This window comes from Symploca atlantica LB2515, from assembly GCF_052546295.1.
Map to the genome: position 1 here is coordinate 3,427,640 of NZ_JBQWMT010000001.1, position 17,754 is coordinate 3,445,393.

Genomic DNA, 17,754 nt, shown 5'->3' on the forward strand with positions numbered 1-17,754 from the left:
CAAACAAACCCGCTATTTTCTAATCTTCTGAACTCCTGAACTCCTGCAAAACATGTCCTTCAACCTGTCTGCTTGGTCAATTAAAAAACCAGTTCCCACCATCATCATGTTTTTTATTTTGGGGATAGTTGGCTTGATGTCCTTCGGAAGCTTGGGAATAGATAGCCAGCCGAATATTGACATCCCAGTGGTGACAATTACCGTTACACAACCAGGGGCTGGGCCAACAGAATTAGAGACTCAAGTAACAAAAAAAGTTGAAGACTCTGTTGCGGGATTAGGAAATATTGACAAGATCAGATCGAATGTTAATGAAGGTAATTCAACAACAACCATAGAATTTATTCTGGGGACAGATATTGACCGGGCAACTAACGATGTCCGCAACGCGCTTGCCCAAATTCGCCAAGACTTACCCCAAGATGTCAACGAACCAATCGTCAAGCGGCTGGAAGCAACTGGTGCACCGATTGTAACTTATGCTGTCTCCTCGGAAAAGCTCTCTGTTGAAGAGTTGAGCGACTTAGTTGATCGGAAAATCAGCCGGGAATTGCTCAGGGTGCCGGGAGTTGCCCAAATAGAACGACTAGGAGGTGTAACCCGCGAAATTCGCGTTGATCTTGACCCTAGCCGACTGCAAGCTTATGGTATAACGGCAACGCAAGTTAACGACCAAATCCGTAACTTTAATATCGACTTGCCTGGTGGCCGTGCTGAAGTAGGCGGCAGTGAGCAAAATATCCGTACTCTTGGTAGTGCCAAAACAGTTGATCAGTTGCGGAGTTACAACATCGTACTCTCGGATGGTGCTACTGTACCTCTATCTTCCTTAGGAGAAGTCAGGGACGGCTTTTCTGAAGCTAGGCAAGCAGCTTATTTAGATGGTGAGCCAGCAGTGACTTTTTCTGTGCTGCGTAGCAGTGGCAGCACTCTGGTTACTGTTGAGGAAGGTGTTAGTGAGGCAGTAAACCAACTCAAAACAACGCTCTCTGAGGATATTGAGCTACGCCTGATTTTTACAGAGGCTGACTCGATTCGTGATGAATACCAAGCCACAATCGATAGCTTAATTATCGGTTGCTTGCTTACCGTGGCTACGGTGGGACTATTTTTGCGAGATTGGCGGGTAACTCTAATTACTGCTACAGCGCTGCCCTTGTCAATGATTCCCACTTTTTGGGTAATGAAAAGCCTAGACTACACCCTCAACGGCATGACTCTACTGGCTTTAGCCTTGGCAGTGGGTAACCTGGTTGATGATGCCATCTGCATGATTGAAAACATTGAGCAGCACTTGCAGATGGGCAAGAAACCTTTCCAAGCAGCGCTAGATGCAGCTAGGGAAATCGGTTTGGCGATAGTTGCCACCACAGCCACAATTGTCGCTGTGTTTCTGCCTGTGGCATTTATGGGAGGCATTCCTGGTCAGTATTTTCAACCCTTTGGGGTAACGGTTGCTGTCTCCACGATGTTTTCCACCCTCGTAGCTGCAACGATGACACCGATGTTGAGTGCTTATTTACTCAAGCCGAAAACTCAGCCAACGGGAGAGCAATTACTCGCCTCTAACCTGCCACAGCAACGCAAACGCCTACAACCTTATCGCACTCTTCTCAATTGGGCGCTGAGGCACCGCATTACGACACTTTTGATTGCCTTGGCTTTCTTTATCGGTAGCTTGCAGTTAATACCATTCATTCCCAAGGGTTTGTTTGACAGTGGTGATACGGGTTTGAGTAGGGTTTCGATTGAGTTACCGCCAGGATCTCAACTCTCGGAAACAGAGCAAGTCATGCAACAGATTTATCAATCGTTGCAGGATAACTCGGCAGTGGAAAGTATCCTGGCAACTGCTAGCCAGGTTAATTCTGGGACTGTCTCGATTAATCTGGTGCCCAAGGAAGAACGGGAAGTTTCGCAACAAGAGTTTGAGAAGCAGATGCGTGAACTTTTCCAGCGCATTCCCGGTGCCCGCCTTAGCTTTGCTAGTCGCAGTGTCGGCGGAAACAAGGATTTATCGATTGTTCTCAAAAGTGAGAACCCGGATGCCCTCAATCAAGCTTCCCAAGCCCTCGAACAACAGATGCGGCAAATCCCTGGTTTAGTAGAAGTCAATTCTAGTGCTAGTTTGGTGAAGCCGGAAATTGTGATTGAACCGGATCCGAACCGTGCGGGTGATTTAGGAATTTCAGTAAATGCGATCGCACGTACGGCTTCTTTAGCCCTGATTGGAGATAATGAGTCAAATCTGGCTAAGTTTAATTTAGCAGACCGACAAATTCCGATTCGCGTTCAGCTAGACCCGACAGCCCGTAATGACATCGCCACCCTGAAAAATCTCAGGATCCAGAGTCAAAATGGTGACTTGGTTCCAATTAGTGCGGTGGCAGATATCCGCTTAGGCAGTGGCCCGGCGCAAATTGAACGCTTTGACCGCTCTCGTCAGGTGTCGGTAGGAGGCAACTTGCAGGGTATTTCTTTAGGAGATGCCTTGGAAGAGGTTAGGCAATTACCTGCCCTCCAGAACTTGCCGCCAGAAGTCTCAGAGGAACCGGATGGGGGTGCTGAGATTATGCAAGAAATTTTCAGCCGCTTTGGTACAGCTTTAGGACTGGCAGTACTCTCGATTTATGCCATCCTGGTTTTGCTCTACAACAATTTTCTCTATCCCTTCGCCATTTTGGTCGCCTTGCCTTTATCAATTGGCGGTGCTTTACTCGCCTTGTTAATTACTCAAAAAGAATTGGGGCTGTTTGCTCTAATTGGTATTGTGTTGCTAATGGGATTAGTGACTAAAAATGCGATTTTGTTGGTAGATTTTGCCCTAGCTGGTAAGCAGGAAGGAAAACCGCAGTTCAAAGCAGTGGTTGAGGCCGGTGTTTCTCGTTTGCGACCAATTCTCATGACCTCGGTTTCTACTATTGCGGGTATGGTGCCAATCGCTTTAGGAATGGGGGCTGCTGGTGAAGTGCGTGCTCCCATGGCAACTTCGGTGATTGGTGGTTTTAGTACTTCCACTCTGCTAACACTGGTAGTGGTGCCAGTACTGTTTACTTATGTAGATAATTTGGTGGGCTGGATTGGTGACTTATTTAGTGGTAAGAAAAAGCCCTCTCGAAAGGTGGAAGTAACTGAAGAGGTGGCTAAGCATAGGGAAGTAATAAGTAATAAGTAATAACTAATAACTAATGGGTAATAACTAATAACTAATAACTAATAACTAATGGGTAATAAGTAATAAGTAATAACTAATGGGTAATAACTAATAACTAATAACTAATGGGTAATAACTAATGGGTAATAAGTAATAACTAATGGGTAATAACCAATAAGTAATGGGTAATAAGTAATAACCAATAAGTAATGGGTAATAAGTAATAACTAATAAGTAATGGGTAATAAGTAATAAGTAATGGGTAATAAGTAATAGGTAATAAGTAAGTAGTGCGACCATCTTGACCGCTATTCATACCCCATTTAAATGTGTGACTTCGCGCTACCAATTTACTCAAGTCTGAGTTAAGTTCGACTTATCCAGAGTTAAAGGCGAGAAATGGCAGGGAAATTGCGCAAGTTCTGGCAGTTGTTGAACACCGATATCCGGGTGTTGGGAAAACCTGGAGATGTGGCAGAGGCGGGGACGGAAGTTACTAAATTTGCTCTAGAATTTGGGCTAGCTTTGGGTTTGTTTTCCGCAGTTGCCAATCCTGCTGGAATTGCGCTTGCTGGCTTGTCTGGTGTAGGACTGGCAATTAAAGGGGTCAGGCTATATTCTCAAAAAACTGGGAACAAGCCAACCTTAGAGGCATGGGTTGCGATCGCATCTCCTCTGGCTTACTTAGAAAGTTTAAATGAGTTGCTGCAAAAAAATGACTCATTGCGGCAACTTGCCACAGTACCACCAGGGGAAATTGCCCAGTTAGGAGAGTTTAAACTAGATGAGGAACTGGCGAAAAATGCCTTGGGATGTTTCCACAAGTCGGAATTAGCCCAAGCTTTCAATCAGCAACTTTCTGCCCAATTGCAACAAGTAGGAATAGATAAGTATCAAGCAGCAATTATCAGTGGGTGGGTGGCTTGGGGAACTCATCGCTATATGATGCCAGCATTATCTGAGGCGGAGGACTCTGTTGAGCCGTTAGCCAAGCTTTATGCTGCTGGGAAGGGGGCGGAAGTCGATAAATACGAGAGCGTTGAAGAGTATCTCCAAGAGCAAATATCCCCTAATAAAAATAACCCAAGGTGGCGGGTGTTTGATGAAGAGTTTACCTTTCCTGATATTTATGTGCCACTGCAAGCGCGACAGCTAGACGCTAACGGCAAGGTGGATAAGCAGGCGGAACCAACTGATTTAGAGGATTGGGCGAAAAAGTTGCTCAACAACTCTGACAGCCGTGATCAGATAATGTTTATTCAAGGCGGGCCAGGACGCGGCAAGAGCGTGTTTTGTCGGATGTTTGCTGACTGGGTAAGGCAGCATTTACATCCACTGTGGACGCCAGTTTTAATTCGCTTGCGGGATATTGGTGCTTTTGAGCCGAGTCTTGAGAATACCCTAAAAGCAGCAGTTCAGGCAGATTTTGCTAAGAGTGATCATGGCTGGTTGACGGATGAGAATACGCGATTTTTGTTTTTGCTGGATGGCTTTGATGAATTGCGTATGGAGGGGAGAACTAGTGGCGGCATCGAAAAGTTTCTTAAACAGGTAGGGAATTATCAACTTAGTTGCGCCCAAAATCCCCAGTTAGGACATCGCTTTTTAATTACTGGCAGAGAGTTGGCTTTGCAGGGTATCGAACAATTCATGCCCAGAAATTTAAAGCGGGTGGAAATCTCGCCGATGGATAGTCAACTCCAGCAGCAGTGGTTGGGCAAGTGGGGAAAACTCGTAGGCGAGGATAAAGCCTTAGCATTTAAAGAGTTTTTGCAAGCTGAAAGCTGCCCAAAGAGAGTGAAGGAATTGGCACGAGAGCCCTTATTACTTTATCTGTTGGCGGCAATGCATCGGGATGGTGAGATAACAGCCCAAATGTTTGCTGAGGCTAGTGGTGTTCAAGCGAAAATCTTGATTTACCAGAAGTCAATAGACCTCTTGCAAAAGTCCAGTAAAAAAGAGATAAATAGGTCAGTATGAGGGAAAATAATGACCTATGAAAAGGTGAAAGACCTAAAACCCCAAGAGTTCAAACGCCTTTGTGGAGTTAGAAAAGAGACGTTTGCTAAGATGGTTGAGTTAGTGGAAACAAATGAAAAACAGAAGATAAAACCGGAAGACCGTCCAAATTAAGTCCAGAAAATCAAGTATTGATGACGCTCGAATACTTACGAGAGTACAGAACTTACTTTCATATCGGTCAACATTGGGGACTTAACGAATCAACAGTATATCGAATAATTCGTAAAATAGAAAATATTTTAATCAAGTCAAAAGAATTAAGGATTCCGGGAAAGAAACAACTATTGAAATCGGGAAACCCAATAGAGATAGCAGTTATTGATGTAACTGAAACTCCCCTAGAGCGTCCTCAAAAAAACAGAAAAAGTTCTACAGTGGCAAGAAGAAAAAGCACACTTTAAAATCTCAACTTATCGTTGAAAAAAACAGCAAAGAGATTATCTGTATTGCATGCGGCAAGGGTAAAGAACACGACTTTAAGTTGTTTAAACGGAGTAAAACCAATCTAAAGACAGAGATACAGTGTCTCGGAGATCGAGGATATCAGGGAATAGCGAAAATCCACAAACAAAGTCGGATACCCCATAAAAAACCCAAGAAGAGCAAACTATCAAAAGAACAAAAAAAGAGAATCATAAATTAGCTTCAGAGAGGATAGTGATTGAACATGTTTACCGTCGCCTCAAAATATTTAGAATTTTATCCGAGCGATATCGCAACAGAAGAAAAAGGTTTGGTTTACGCTTTAATTTAATTGCAGGCATCTATAATTACGAACTTCGTTTGAACTCAAATTAGTTAGCTGCCGCTACTTTTGCAAGAGGTCTAATAGACTGGGTACTGATCAAACAGCGTTCAAAAGATCTTAATCGTGAACTCACGGAGCAAGACACAGAAAGTTTACGGCGTATTCTTACCGAAGCTGGGTTATGTGTTGTGCAATCTGGCGGTGAATATGCCTCGCTCAAAATGATTGAAGCACGTATTAGGGGTGATAGCAACGCCAAAGCCATGTTTGAAAAGGCAGAACAACGCCTCGGTGATAATCCCTTAAAAAATGCCTTGGCAGCTTTTTACTTACGTTCTGCTAGTGAGGACAAGGAAGGGGCAGTTGAGTTTGCCCACAAGAGTTTTGGCGAATTTTTATCTGCTGTGCGCTTGCAAGAAGCGCTGGAAGAATGGACAGAACGGCATAAGCGCCGGGGATTTCTGGTTGATGATGAGCGGTTAGCTGAAGAGATTTATGACTTGCTGGGTTATGGAGGACTGACGCCAGAAATTGTGGAATATCTGATGGCGCTACTGGATGAAAGTAAGGAATTTCGACCAGTGACATCCTCCCTTCCCAAATCAAAGATTATGGAAAGGGCTTCCTAAAATCGCTTCTAGGAGATTCCTGTCTCTTCCGGTGCTACCTAGACTGAGTAACTCAGTCCCCAACGCATCCCGTCCACAGGCAATTTCCTCCACCGTCTGTCCAACGGCAGAAACACCCCGGTTTCTGACAATTTGAGCGGCACCACATCCCTATCCGTCTTGTACCCACATTTGGGACACTCATGCACTCGAACCGATAAGTTCTTGGACACATGAGTATCGCATTCTGGACAAGTCTGCGATGTGCCAGCCGCTTCCACTTTGGCAAAATACACCCCACGTTTCCAGCAAACCCAAGATAATAGCTGCAAGAACTGACCCCATCCAGCATCTAAAGTGTGCTTTCCTAGCATTCCTTTAGCCATGCCTTTGAGGTTAAGTTGTTCGGCAAATATCATCCCAGCCTGGTCACAAAGGTGATGCGCCAACTTAAAGTGAAAGTCTTTTCGGGTGTCGTGTATTTGTTGGTGAATTCTCGCTATCTTTTTAGCTAACTTAGCTTGATTTTTAGACCCTTTTTTCTTGTACTTAAGTCGGCGTTGTAGCAATTTAAGCTTAGGTGCCAAAGCTTCAAAGAACCTGGGTCTTTTGATTAGCTCACCATCAGATGTTGCCAAGAATTTTTTCAGTCCAACATCAATCCCTAAAGGGTGTCCTGATGGTGGAGTGTCTGGCAGATTAACGTCTAACTGCAATGACAGCATGACGTAATATCCTGACGCTTTTTTGACGATTCGAGCCTGCTTCAATTCAAATCCACTAGGTATAGGTCGATGCATAATTACTTCGACTTTGCCTAACTGCGGAAGCTTTACCCAGTCTTGCCCTAATGGGTCTTTCAGCATTTGGGGATATACAAAAGACCGCATTTGTCCGAACTTCTTGAAGCGAGGGAAACCGAATCCTTTTCGCTTCATGTCTTCAAATGCGGTATCTAATTTCCTCAGTACTTGCTGCAAGACTTGAGCGTTAATGCTTTTCAACTCTTCATTCGTCTTTTTGGCTACAGTTAGCGCTTTCTCCTGAAGACTTTTACTGGGATAAGGCGTATCTGCTGGAATGATATATTCCGAATGAATTGAGCAAGCATCTACTCGACACTTACGCGAATTAATCCAGTCCCTACGTTCCCGTAAAGCATAATTCCAGACTTTACGGCACACCTCTAATGTCTGATCAATAAGTGCCGTTTTACCTGAATTTAGATTAATTTTATAAGCGTAAGTTAGGTTGAGCATTTTATTATTTTAGAGTATCTACCAGAATCAATCAATACGGTAGACTGCTAATTTAAGAGGTGTTGAACCCCTTAAATTAGCTTGGGTGAGTCCAGGTACCTACGCCCAACCCTAGGGGTATGGACGCAGCACTATCGCTCCCCCAAACCCCCTCATTTAGGTAGTTGAAACCCCCTGCCAAAGCCTGCTGTCGGTCTATTTCTGTGGCGTAGGCAGTCAGTGCGATCGCTGGAATTGGTAACTCTGGTGACCGAAAATAATGGGATTCAAGCCTCCCCCTTCCAGGGGGACTTTGTTTATGATATGTTTTTGATGTAGGTTTTTCCACGTCAAATGATTGTCTTAGAGTTCAAGGCTAAGGGAAAAACAACTCAATACGCTGCTATAGATGAGGCGATTAGAACCGCTCAATTCGTCCGCAACAAAGTTATCCGTCACTGGATGGATAATCGAGGTGTAGGACAAAAAGAGCTGTATCGCTACAACACTAAGCTCAGAGCTGAGTTTCAATTCGTGAAAGCCTTGAACTCTCATGCTTGTCAGGTTGCAGTTGAAAGAGCCTATAGCGCTATTGCTCGGTTCTACAGCAATTGTAAGAAGGCTATTCCAGGGAAGAAAGGCTATCCAACGTTTAAGAAAAATTGTCGATCACTCGAAAGTACAAAACTTCAGGATGGTCGCTTTCTGCCACCCGAAAACAAATCACTTTCACGGATAAGAAAGGGATTGGCAAGCTTAAACTCAAAGGGACGTGGGATTTAAACTACTACCAGTTAGAACAGATAAAACGAGTTAGGTTAGTGCGTCGTGCCGATGGGTACTATGTTCAGTTCTTGGTAAGTGCCGAGAACAAAGTAGACATTAACCCAACAGGTAAAACTATTGGATTAGATGTTGGACTCAAAGAGTTCTACACCGATAGCAATGGACACACTGAAGCTAATCCTAGGTTTTATCGAACAGGCGAGAAGCGGCTGAGGTTTAGACAACGCCGTGTTTCTCGCAAGAAAAAAGGCTCAGCCAACCGTAAAAAAGCCATTAATCGACTAGGACGAGTACACCTCAGAATAAGTAGGCAACGTGAAGAACACGCCAAAAGACTGGCGCGTTGCGTAATCCAATCTAACGATTTGGTAGCCTATGAAGATTTGAGGATTAGAAACTTAGTTAAAAATCATTGTCTTGCCAAATCTATTAATGATGCAGGTTGGTATCAATTCAGGAAGTGGCTAGAGTATTTCGGGGTTAAGTTTGGCAAGATAACTATTGCGGTTAATCCTTCCTACACTTCGCAAAAATGCTCTAGTTGTGGCACTCTTGTCAAAAAGTCCCTATCGATGAGAACCCATATTTGTCAGTGTGGGTTCGTGTTAGATAGAGACTGGAACGCCGCTATCAACATCCTGAAATCAGCCTTGAGTACCACAGGGCATGTGGGAACTTGGGTCATCAACCCGAACGCTTTGGGAGATTCGACCTCTACTTTGATTGGAGAAATCCTGTTAAAGCAAGTTGGGTCTATGAACAAAGAATCTCCGCACTTATAGGACGGAGAGTGTCAATCCAATGCTCTAATTTGAGAAATCAGCATATAGCCATCCATGTTTGGCATACCAATGTCGCTGATCAGTACATTTGGTTTATTCTGTTTAAGCTTTTCCAGTGCCTCTTGTGCTGAGGCGACAGCGATGACAACTGCACCAGCCTGCTCTAGCACAAATGCTAACACCTTCCTGGTATCAGCTTCATCGTCAATCAGCAGGATTTTTTTACCTTCTAAGGGAGCAGGAGATTGAGCAATTGACAAGTCTTGCTGTGTGCCTTCAATTACTATCTGATGCTCCTGTAGCAACTGTAGATAAATGGTGAAGCTGGCTCCCTGTCCTTCACCTAGGCTTTCTGCTTGAACCCTACCTCCATGCAGTTCCACAACTTGACGGACGATGGCTAACCCTAGCCCCAATCCCCCAAAGGTTCGGGTTGTACTACTATCGGCTTGACGGAAGGATTCAAAGAGGTAGGGGAGAAACTCAGGCGAGATACCTCTACCAGTGTCACTAATTCTAATTTGAGCTTGAGTGCCAATTTTTTTTAGCGTAACTTTAAGATTTCCACCTGCTGGGGTGAATTTAATTGCATTGGTTAGCAAGTTCCAGACGACCTGCTGTAAACGAGTGGAGTCTCCTAAGACTCGTGGTAAGTTAGGCTCAAATACGGTTTCAATGCGAATAGACTTAGCTATTGCTGCTAAGCTTATGGTTTCTAATGCTGCTTTAATTATCAGCTTCAGATTCACTGGAGTAGCATGAAGACTAAGTTTGCCGTGCAGAATGGAAGAGATATCCAAGAGATCTTCGACTAACTGAATTTGTAATTTGGCATTCTGCTCAATTGTTGCTAGTGCATGCTTAGTTGTTTGCTCATCAAAGGAACGAGATTTTAACAGTCCTGCCCATGCCAAAATCGGGGTGAGGGGCGATCGCAATTCATGAGAAAGCACCGCCAGAAACTCGTCTTTAACGCGATTGGCGGTTTCAGCTTGTTGGCGGGCAGCTTGCTCGCGTGTCAGCAGTTGTTCCCGCTCGACTTCAGCTCTTTTTCTGTCGGTGATGTCAATGAGAAATTCCACGCCTTCTTCTTCGTCGAGAATCTTAGCGGCGAACAATGCCCACCAGCGCGAGCCGTCCTTGCGGATGTATTCCTTTTCGTAAGGCGTCGTGCACCCAGTTGATTTGAGTTCTTCAATCGCGTATAGAGAAGCGGGCATCCATTCCGAGGGGGTTAGTTCTTCCCTCCGTACAAGTCCTTGCTCAAAGTCCTCACGGCTATAACCGCTCATCTGGAGAAACGCGTCGTTGACATCGGTGATGTTGCCATCGGTGCGAAAGAAAATGATACCAACGGTTTCAATTGCAATTACGCGACGCAGGCGTTTTTCAGATTGGCGCAACACTTCTTCTGCACGCTTGCGTTCACTAATCTCAGCCTCCAGTCTGGCATTCTTCTCTAACAATGCCTGAGTTTGTTGCTGATTCAGGAGTAGGGCGGCAGCGGTAAAGTCTGCCAAACTTGACATCACCCGCACGTCTTCTGGGTCAAAGTGTCGCTGCTTATCGTGGGACACAATCCAGATGGTGCCGAAAGCATGGTTATTCGCCATCAGGGGTAACACTAAACCTTCAATAATCTGTGTTTCAGTTGCCTGAAAATAGGTGAAATACCGCTCTGGGTAAAAATAGAGTTGAGGCGTTCCACGATCAAGGCAGGTTCCACAAGGACTGAAGTTGCGGGGTGTGGTGCCGCCTTCGTACTTTGCCAATGCACCTGCTAACACCTTCCAGCGAAAGAGTTCTTCTCCATTAGAGGTAACTTCGAGTAAGCTGACCCCTGCCGTTCCTGCTTGACATAAATCGAGTGCCATGGCGACCAAGCTTCTGAGCATGGCTTCAGGCTGATTTACCAACTGCCGTGCCAATGTATGCAATGCTTGATTTTCTGCCTGCAAATTGGGGGAACGAAAAGTTCGGCAGAATAGCTTCTCTGTAATTACGACATCGTCTAACGTGACTGGCTCTAGTTTAGGTTGTTGCATCGTCATTAAAGCTTCAGAGCTTCAACGTAATTGTTAAATTCCGCACAAGTCACTAATCAGAGGAGAGGTTGACTGTAAACTTTGCGCTGTACCTTTCTTGATTGCTGGCTACCTTAATCTTATCTTTGTATAATTTGATCAAATGACCAGTGATTCGCTTACGCGATAGCTTCGCTTCACGCCCCTGCAATTCCCATCTGTGAATCGTTAAGTTGGCGGATAGTTCAATCCAATTAATGACTCGCCAAAAAAGTGGGAAGTTCCAGCACATGAAAGTAAACCAATCCCAGAATTACTAGCGTGTAAATTGTTGAACTCCCCAAGCCAATAAGCAAATCTTTCCGAGGATTCTTGGGCTTCTCTTCAAGGAAAATATCCGTTGCTCCCATCTGCATCATCAAGATACCCAAAACATTAGATATCCAATAGCCAATAATGGTGAAGGGCAAAAATAAGTCGGCATTAATCCAACTAACAAGATAGCCAAAAAAATAGGCAATGGGCAGATTAAAAAACAGGTCATTCCACCAAGATAAAGGTGAGAGCATATAACCTACACCTAATACTAATCCACCCTTGAGTTTTTTCAGCATCTGCTCAAAGTTCCTTAATCCTATTTCGCAGAACCCTCCTATTTTCAACTGTTGCTCAACAACTGTAAAGCTTAGTAGAACAAGAAAAAACTATGCCTGACCACTTTCTGTAGCAGGAGAATCTTGCCTTTGATGGTCTTTGCTAGGACTTTGCCAATTGTTGAGTACATCCTTAACTAACACTTCCTTTAACCACACCTGAACCACGACGACGATAGGCAGCGCTAATAAAAGCCCTAAAATTCCAAAAAAAACGGCAAAAGCCACCTGCGATAATAAAGTAATTGCGGGCAACAAAGAAACCTGTTTCTTCATAACCAGGGGCGTTAAGATATTGCTTTCGGTTTGTTGAATCAGGACATACAAACCAATTACAGCCAGAGCTTTCCACGGTGCATCCAGTAAAGCCAGCGCCGTTGGTGGTATGACACTTAAAGTCGGCCCAACATTAGGAATGAAGGTTAGGAAACCTGCTAAAAGAGCATTGGCAAGGGGTAGTTGTACTCCCAAAATCCATAAGCCAAGCCCACTCAAAATAGTGATCACAGTCATATTAAAAAGAATACCTATTGCCCAGCCGCCCAAAGTATCTTCACATTGGTGCAAAATCTCATCTACTCTTTGTCGGTAAAAAGCGGGAAATAGCAAGATAAAAGCTTCTCTATAGGGTGAGGGATTAGCTAACAGCATGATAGTTACAACTATGACTAGCAAAGTATTTAAAACCACACCCAGTGAACTATAAAATAAGTTAAAAAAGTTGCCGAATAACCTAGTTGACCAAGATTGCAGATTTTCTGTGAAAGAGCCTAAATCACGCAGCTCATCTAGTAGTTGATCTGGCAGCAGATTTCGCAACCATGTTGTCCAACTGCGTAGCCGATCTAATCCTTGAGGCACCAGTTCAACCAGTTGCTGTACCTGTTCAATAAAGGGCGGCACAACCAAAGCGAAAAAGCCCACTAACAGAGCCAAAATGAGACTAACGGATAGGGCAACGGCAATACCTCGCTTGATGTGCGATCGCTGTAAGAACCGCACCAATCTGTTAGTAGTTGTGGCAAAAACTACAGCAGCAAAAGCCAACAAAATGACTTGCTGGATGCGCCACAAAATATAAAGAGAGATGACAAGGACAAGGAATCCGACTAACGACCCTAGAGGCACAGTGCTGTCTCCAATTTCTGGGAATTTCAAGCAATTGTGCTGACTTTACGATTTTCCTCTATCCTGTGTCTTCTGCCTCAAGAAAGCTTTTTGCCAGACAAATTACTGTATTTAAGGGGAAATCATTGAGCAAATCTATATATGGATGGATGCCTAACCAGAGAAGAGTGATTTTCAATAGAGGAATCTCGTGAAAGTTTATCCTATAAAGAGGGTTTGGGGGATATCTAATACCCCTTTTTTAGCCACCACTGATTTTTGCTTTGTAACCCATTTGAGTCAAAACTTGGACTAGTTTTTGACCATGATCACCTTGAATTTCCAGTGTATCTTCCTTAACAGTGCCACCACTACCGCATTGAGATTTAAGTTGCTTGAGTAATTCAGTTAAGGTTTCTGGTTTGGTTTGAAAACCACTGATTATCGTGACGGTTTTTCCTTTACGTCCTTTACGTGAAGCCTGCACTCGCAAATTTTGCTGATTGGGAGGAAGTTCTTGAACAGCTTTTTTGAAGGCGGCTGAGTTAGTATTTCCACCAAATTCCTGGTAAACAAAGCGATTTCCGGAGTTATTGGATTCGGAAGAGTTACGTTTTGATTTTGAAGAAGCCATGCCAATTATTTGTCTAAGAGCGGTTTTTTGGGGTCAATTGCAGACAATCCCAGATTGTTTTTATACAATTTATCTCATCCTATTGTCCAGCTTTCGGATATAGGGAAATACAATTTTGCTAAGAGGTAAGTCATCAAAAATGTACTCATAACGCTAGGCTTTCTTCCTGGAATATTCTAGCAACCAACACAGCACCGCAGCGCCAAAAGCAACTGCTATCAATTCAGGTGAGTTCAAGACTGTAACTGCCACGGCAACAACAGCAATGAGAGACAAGACAACTTGAGCTACTAAAATCAGTGGTTGTTTACCTCGGAAATTGTTACTCCCCATTGCTAAGGGTGCTGTAAATTGTAGCCACCAATAAAATAGTTGCAAGGACTTATTAAAAAACTGGTAGGTTAAGCGTCTACGTAGTTGTGAAGCGCGTCTATCTCCCAAAGAAGTGAGGGTAATATCTCGCAATACCAAGGTGAAACGAGTGACCAAATTTGTTAGCACCAGAATAGGAATATCTTTTAAGACTGTCTCTTTACCTACGCTGTATTGCTTGCGAAATAAACTTTCTTTCTGTTGGGATGATAAAGACTCAACTGATTGCTTGGCTATTTCTCCTGCGGCTAAGGTACTAACAGTGCGCTCAAAGTAGCCGGGAACTGGCTCATATTTTATAGCTTCATTACTGCTCAGTTTGGAAGACGAATTTACCTTAACTCGCTGCTGATTCCACTCTAGTTGTTCGGCTACTTCATCTTCAATGACATTCTTGAGATCTTTATTGACAATCTCTCGATGACCTTCTAGAACGAAATCATCCAAAATGGATTTAAACCGTGATTTAGAAAGCTGCAAATCGGGATCAGCCAAGAGGCGGAGATGATTTTTAATTTTATCAAGGTCTTTCGGTCTTGTTTGCTGTGCATGAGGAAAAGATTGTTCAACCAGAAAATCTAAATATTCCTCTTGAGTACAACCATTCCTGGCTGATTCTCGCTCCAGAAATCCCGAAAAATGCTTCAGAGATTCAGGAGTTACCAAGGCTTCTACAATCCGATTGAGTCCGTCCAATCGACCCCATAATAAATCATTAGAGCGCCAAGACTTCTTAAAAAATCCTCCAAAGGCTCGTAAGTTGTCTCCCCCTAATTTATCTCCTATACTTTTGCCTTTGCCAAATCCCAATTGAGCATCTTCTGGACTAAAACGAATTATTTTCACTAAGTCTTTTTCCTTGATATCTGTGAGATATTCAAACGGATAAAGTACTCGATCTAATTGGCGGAAGCTGCGAAAACGAAACAGGATTTCCTCAGTTTTAGCTAGTCCACTAGCCTCAATTAAATTTTCTGTGGCTAACTCTACTTGACGCAAAACTGTAGAAAAACTGTCGCCATCATTTTGATATTCGTTGTTCTGGAATCTGTTGTCACTCCAAATTTCCGTAAGCCGAGATGGATTATTGTCTATTTTGCGAATTTTTTGTCTTAACTGCTCTAAGATACTAGAAATTAGCTTCTGGGGTAGCCAGTCAATTTCTTCAGAATTATCTAGAGCATCAGAGCTTAAGCCCAATTTCTCTACTTCTAAGGGCAAATTTTTCAAAAAGTTAGCTGCTACTGGCTCTAAATTAGGTTTTTGAACCTCTTGAGGAGAAAAATCTTCTAAACTATCGGTATCTAGTAAAAAGCGATGTAGCCTCAGCAAGTGGTCATAAACTTGATTCCGTAAACTGTAACTTTCCAGTGAATCAGGAGCTTGATCTGTGGAGCTATCCTCTAGTAATTTATAGAAGTCTTCACTAACTTTCGGCTCACTCAGTAGCTCATCTACAGCAGATTTAATGACTTCTAGGAGCTTAATTTGACGATTTATTCTGCCTAGGAGTATTTGCCCTTTTTTGTTTTCTTGATTTTCTAAAGCATCGAGGCGTTTACCGATAATTTGTCCGAGCTTTTGAGTAATGTAAAAGTGTTTTCTTAAAGCATAATCTACATCTAAGTTGCGAATTTGTTGAGAGGTTTCGTATAAAATTTCTCCTTGTTTTTGAGTATCAGTATTATCGGTAATCGCCTCAGTCAGTAATTTGCCAGTCTTCTCTAAAATTTCTTGTTTATTTTTATCAGAATAGGCAGTGCCGATTTGATCCATCCTCAAAACTAGAGGTAGGACGTGGTCTCGCAGGCTAATTAGGCGACTCCGCAGATAAATTTCTTCGTTAATATTTAATTTTTCGGAAATCTCTGACATTGCCCTAGTTAAAGGACCGGGAATTTCTGCATCTTTAACTAATGATTTATAGCGACGTACTTTTTCGTTGTGTTCTTTGAGTAATTGTAGATCATTAGTAATACTTTCATAGCTCGGTAAACCAACTAAAGACTCCTGTACAACTGACAAGACATTAGGTTTAGACATCTGATTAAATTTGGAGCCGCCAGAAAAGTTCTCAGGACTGGCATCAATGTAAAATAACTTACGTTCAACGGGACGGTTTGCCGTGCGGTAATAGATGGCTTTAAGGGTGTAGGTGAAGGGCTTATTGTCTAACACACCACCATCTACAAAATACACCTTATAACCACCTTCAGGCTGTTGCTCTGGTAAAGTACGATTAGATAATATTCCCCATTTTACGAGTTGTTGATCAATCAGGTTAGCATCCTCTTTTATCCCGACTTCGACAACAGGAAATGCTACAGGAAAACAAGAGGTAATACGGCATAATTTACCAAGAGATTGGTAGGTTACTTCTGAAGTGCGAGTGGGGTCAGCAGGGTCAATTTTTTGTTCTTCTGTATTAGGATTAAATGGTTCTTTGCGACCTTGACGGTGCTTAAGATGAAACAGAGTACGGTGGTCTTTAACCTCGATTACAGCACCTGTATCATCAAAAACTTGATAAACTCGCCCTAACAGATCTGTGCCAGTCACAAATAAATCTAATTCATTAAATTGTGATAGCCACTCTCCCTCTGGCGCTTGGTCTTTATTGTTAGTAGCTGCCTTAAAAGTGTCTGCTAATTTAGTCTGATAATATCCTGAACCATCTAGCACAGATTCGATTTTGGATTCCCAGGGTGAGGGGTCGTACATGAGGCTACGAATATTGGCATCGTCCCGCCAAATAGGGGCAAATTCTTCAAAATCAACAACTTTATCTTCGGTGCTATTAGCCAGTGCATAACTCAAAAGAACGCCATTAATCCCACCAGCGGAAGTTCCTGACACGATATCGACAATGATATCGGAATCAGTAAGAGCCTTGATTAGTTTATAGATACCTCTACCACGTACAGCATTATAAAATTCGCGACAGATGCCGTTCATATAAATTGCTAGAGACACTCCACCGTAAACAACTAAACCTAAGCGGTGCTCTCGATGGAATTCTGGTATTTTAAGGTTCTGGCTAGACATTGAATATTCCTTAAATAGAATTGAAGATCCTGTTGATCATTGAGCTTGAGATTACCTGGCTGGGATTGGGTATTTTGCTATAATCCACACTAACCTACAGCTGTACCCGTGTATCCTCACTCCTCAAAAGAGCGATACTTCTACATCGGTTAATGAAAATTGGTAATGAAAATTGGCACTAAGGTCACCGATAGCTTCTCACTCTATCTGTTAGTTGAAACTACTTTATCCCACTGACGGGGTCAGAGGCTCTCTGCTGATTGTGAAGATTTTTTTCTGACTTAAGTGTTACTAAACCACTGAGTTTGCCCCTGCTGCAATTTTTCAGGGTGCTTTTTTGTATAAATTTTAATTATCTAAGTGTCATTTGTACTAGTAGAGTATGGTACTCTAGCCTAGGAGAAAATGTGTGCTGTAAACTTGAGTTATTCATACCACAATAGCTTTGTAGATTAACAAGTTGCTATTACTCAAATCAAAAGCCAACTCAGGGGATGTTAATTATCACAGTACCTAAGTAACAGCAATCCTCATTAAGTTATAAAAATTGAGAATAGTAATAACAAGAGACTCAGAAGAGT

The 17,754-nt window shown here is 43.0% G+C and carries 11 protein-coding genes and 2 pseudogenes; 7 read left to right on the forward strand and 6 right to left on the reverse strand.

Annotation, left to right across the window (positions count from 1 at the left end; translation table 11 throughout):
• Positions 1-52: 52 nt before the first annotated feature.
• The 6 genes and pseudogenes from ACT7WV_RS14225 (at position 53) to ACT7WV_RS14250 (ending at position 6,553) form a co-directional block, all read left to right on the forward strand.
• A complete protein-coding gene (locus ACT7WV_RS14225) occupies positions 53-3,175 on the forward strand; it encodes an efflux RND transporter permease subunit (protein ID WP_445103514.1) in 3,123 nt (1,040 codons plus the stop codon).
• A 378-nt stretch (positions 3,176-3,553) separates the two neighbouring features.
• A complete protein-coding gene (locus ACT7WV_RS14230; RefSeq protein ID WP_445103515.1) occupies positions 3,554-5,134 on the forward strand; it encodes an NACHT domain-containing protein in 1,581 nt (526 codons plus the stop codon).
• A gap of 9 nt (positions 5,135-5,143) precedes the next feature.
• On the forward strand, positions 5,144-5,287 hold the full coding sequence (locus ACT7WV_RS14235; RefSeq protein ID WP_445103516.1) for a hypothetical protein: 144 nt from the start codon (positions 5,144-5,146) through the stop codon (positions 5,285-5,287).
• 20 nt (positions 5,288-5,307) lie between these two features.
• Positions 5,308-5,577: a helix-turn-helix domain-containing protein gene (locus tag ACT7WV_RS14240; protein ID WP_445103517.1), complete on the forward strand. Its 270-nt coding sequence runs from the start codon at positions 5,308-5,310 to the stop codon at positions 5,575-5,577.
• 8 nt (positions 5,578-5,585) lie between these two features.
• A pseudogene (locus ACT7WV_RS14245) lies at positions 5,586-5,974 on the forward strand (transposase); the annotation flags it as partial.
• 138 nt (positions 5,975-6,112) lie between these two features.
• A complete protein-coding gene (locus ACT7WV_RS14250) occupies positions 6,113-6,553 on the forward strand; it encodes a hypothetical protein (protein ID WP_445103518.1) in 441 nt (146 codons plus the stop codon).
• A gap of 38 nt (positions 6,554-6,591) precedes the next feature.
• On the opposite strand, the gene ACT7WV_RS14255 is transcribed toward ACT7WV_RS14250, so the two are convergent.
• Entirely contained in the window at positions 6,592-7,791 is a 1,200-nt protein-coding gene (locus tag ACT7WV_RS14255) for an RNA-guided endonuclease InsQ/TnpB family protein (protein ID WP_445103519.1), read from the reverse strand.
• A 333-nt stretch (positions 7,792-8,124) separates the two neighbouring features.
• Between ACT7WV_RS14255 and ACT7WV_RS14260 the strand changes: the two are divergent.
• Positions 8,125-9,338 (forward strand): annotated as a pseudogene (locus ACT7WV_RS14260) (RNA-guided endonuclease InsQ/TnpB family protein).
• 11 nt (positions 9,339-9,349) lie between these two features.
• Here ACT7WV_RS14260 and ACT7WV_RS14265 read toward each other — a convergent pair.
• The 5 genes from ACT7WV_RS14265 to ACT7WV_RS14285 form a co-directional block, all read right to left on the reverse strand.
• A complete protein-coding gene (locus ACT7WV_RS14265; protein WP_445103520.1) occupies positions 9,350-11,389 on the reverse strand; it encodes an ATP-binding protein in 2,040 nt (679 codons plus the stop codon).
• Positions 11,390-11,616: 227 nt separating this feature from the next.
• The gene (locus ACT7WV_RS14270) at positions 11,617-11,976 is read right to left on the reverse strand and encodes a hypothetical protein (RefSeq protein ID WP_445103521.1); all 360 of its coding nucleotides are present in this window, start codon (positions 11,974-11,976) and stop codon (positions 11,617-11,619) included.
• A 90-nt stretch (positions 11,977-12,066) separates the two neighbouring features.
• Entirely contained in the window at positions 12,067-13,143 is a 1,077-nt protein-coding gene (locus ACT7WV_RS14275) for an AI-2E family transporter (RefSeq protein ID WP_445103522.1), read from the reverse strand.
• A 241-nt stretch (positions 13,144-13,384) separates the two neighbouring features.
• Positions 13,385-13,756 carry a translation initiation factor gene (locus ACT7WV_RS14280; RefSeq protein ID WP_445103523.1) on the reverse strand — a complete coding sequence of 124 codons (372 nt, stop codon included), beginning with the start codon at positions 13,754-13,756 and terminating at the stop codon, positions 13,385-13,387.
• Between the two features lie 153 nt (positions 13,757-13,909).
• Complete coding sequence (locus ACT7WV_RS14285; protein WP_445103524.1) at positions 13,910-17,173, reverse strand: patatin-like protein; 3,264 nt, start codon at positions 17,171-17,173, stop codon at positions 13,910-13,912.
• Positions 17,174-17,754 lie beyond the last annotated feature (581 nt).

Bases quoted from the DNA above. Each gene is read 5' to 3' on its own strand.
- ACT7WV_RS14225 (WP_445103514.1), top strand. From the start codon at position 53: ATGTCCTTCAACCTGTCTGCTTGGTCAATTAAAAAACCAGTTCCCACC.
- ACT7WV_RS14265 (WP_445103520.1), bottom strand. From the start codon at position 11,389: ATGACGATGCAACAACCTAAACTAGAGCCAGTCACGTTAGACGATGTC.
- ACT7WV_RS14255 (WP_445103519.1), bottom strand. From the start codon at position 7,791: ATGCTCAACCTAACTTACGCTTATAAAATTAATCTAAATTCAGGTAAA.
- ACT7WV_RS14235 (WP_445103516.1), top strand. From the start codon at position 5,144: ATGACCTATGAAAAGGTGAAAGACCTAAAACCCCAAGAGTTCAAACGC.
- ACT7WV_RS14230 (WP_445103515.1), top strand. From the start codon at position 3,554: ATGGCAGGGAAATTGCGCAAGTTCTGGCAGTTGTTGAACACCGATATC.
- ACT7WV_RS14270 (WP_445103521.1), bottom strand. From the start codon at position 11,976: ATGCTGAAAAAACTCAAGGGTGGATTAGTATTAGGTGTAGGTTATATG.
- ACT7WV_RS14285 (WP_445103524.1), bottom strand. From the start codon at position 17,173: ATGTCTAGCCAGAACCTTAAAATACCAGAATTCCATCGAGAGCACCGC.
- ACT7WV_RS14280 (WP_445103523.1), bottom strand. From the start codon at position 13,756: ATGGCTTCTTCAAAATCAAAACGTAACTCTTCCGAATCCAATAACTCC.
- ACT7WV_RS14240 (WP_445103517.1), top strand. From the start codon at position 5,308: ATGACGCTCGAATACTTACGAGAGTACAGAACTTACTTTCATATCGGT.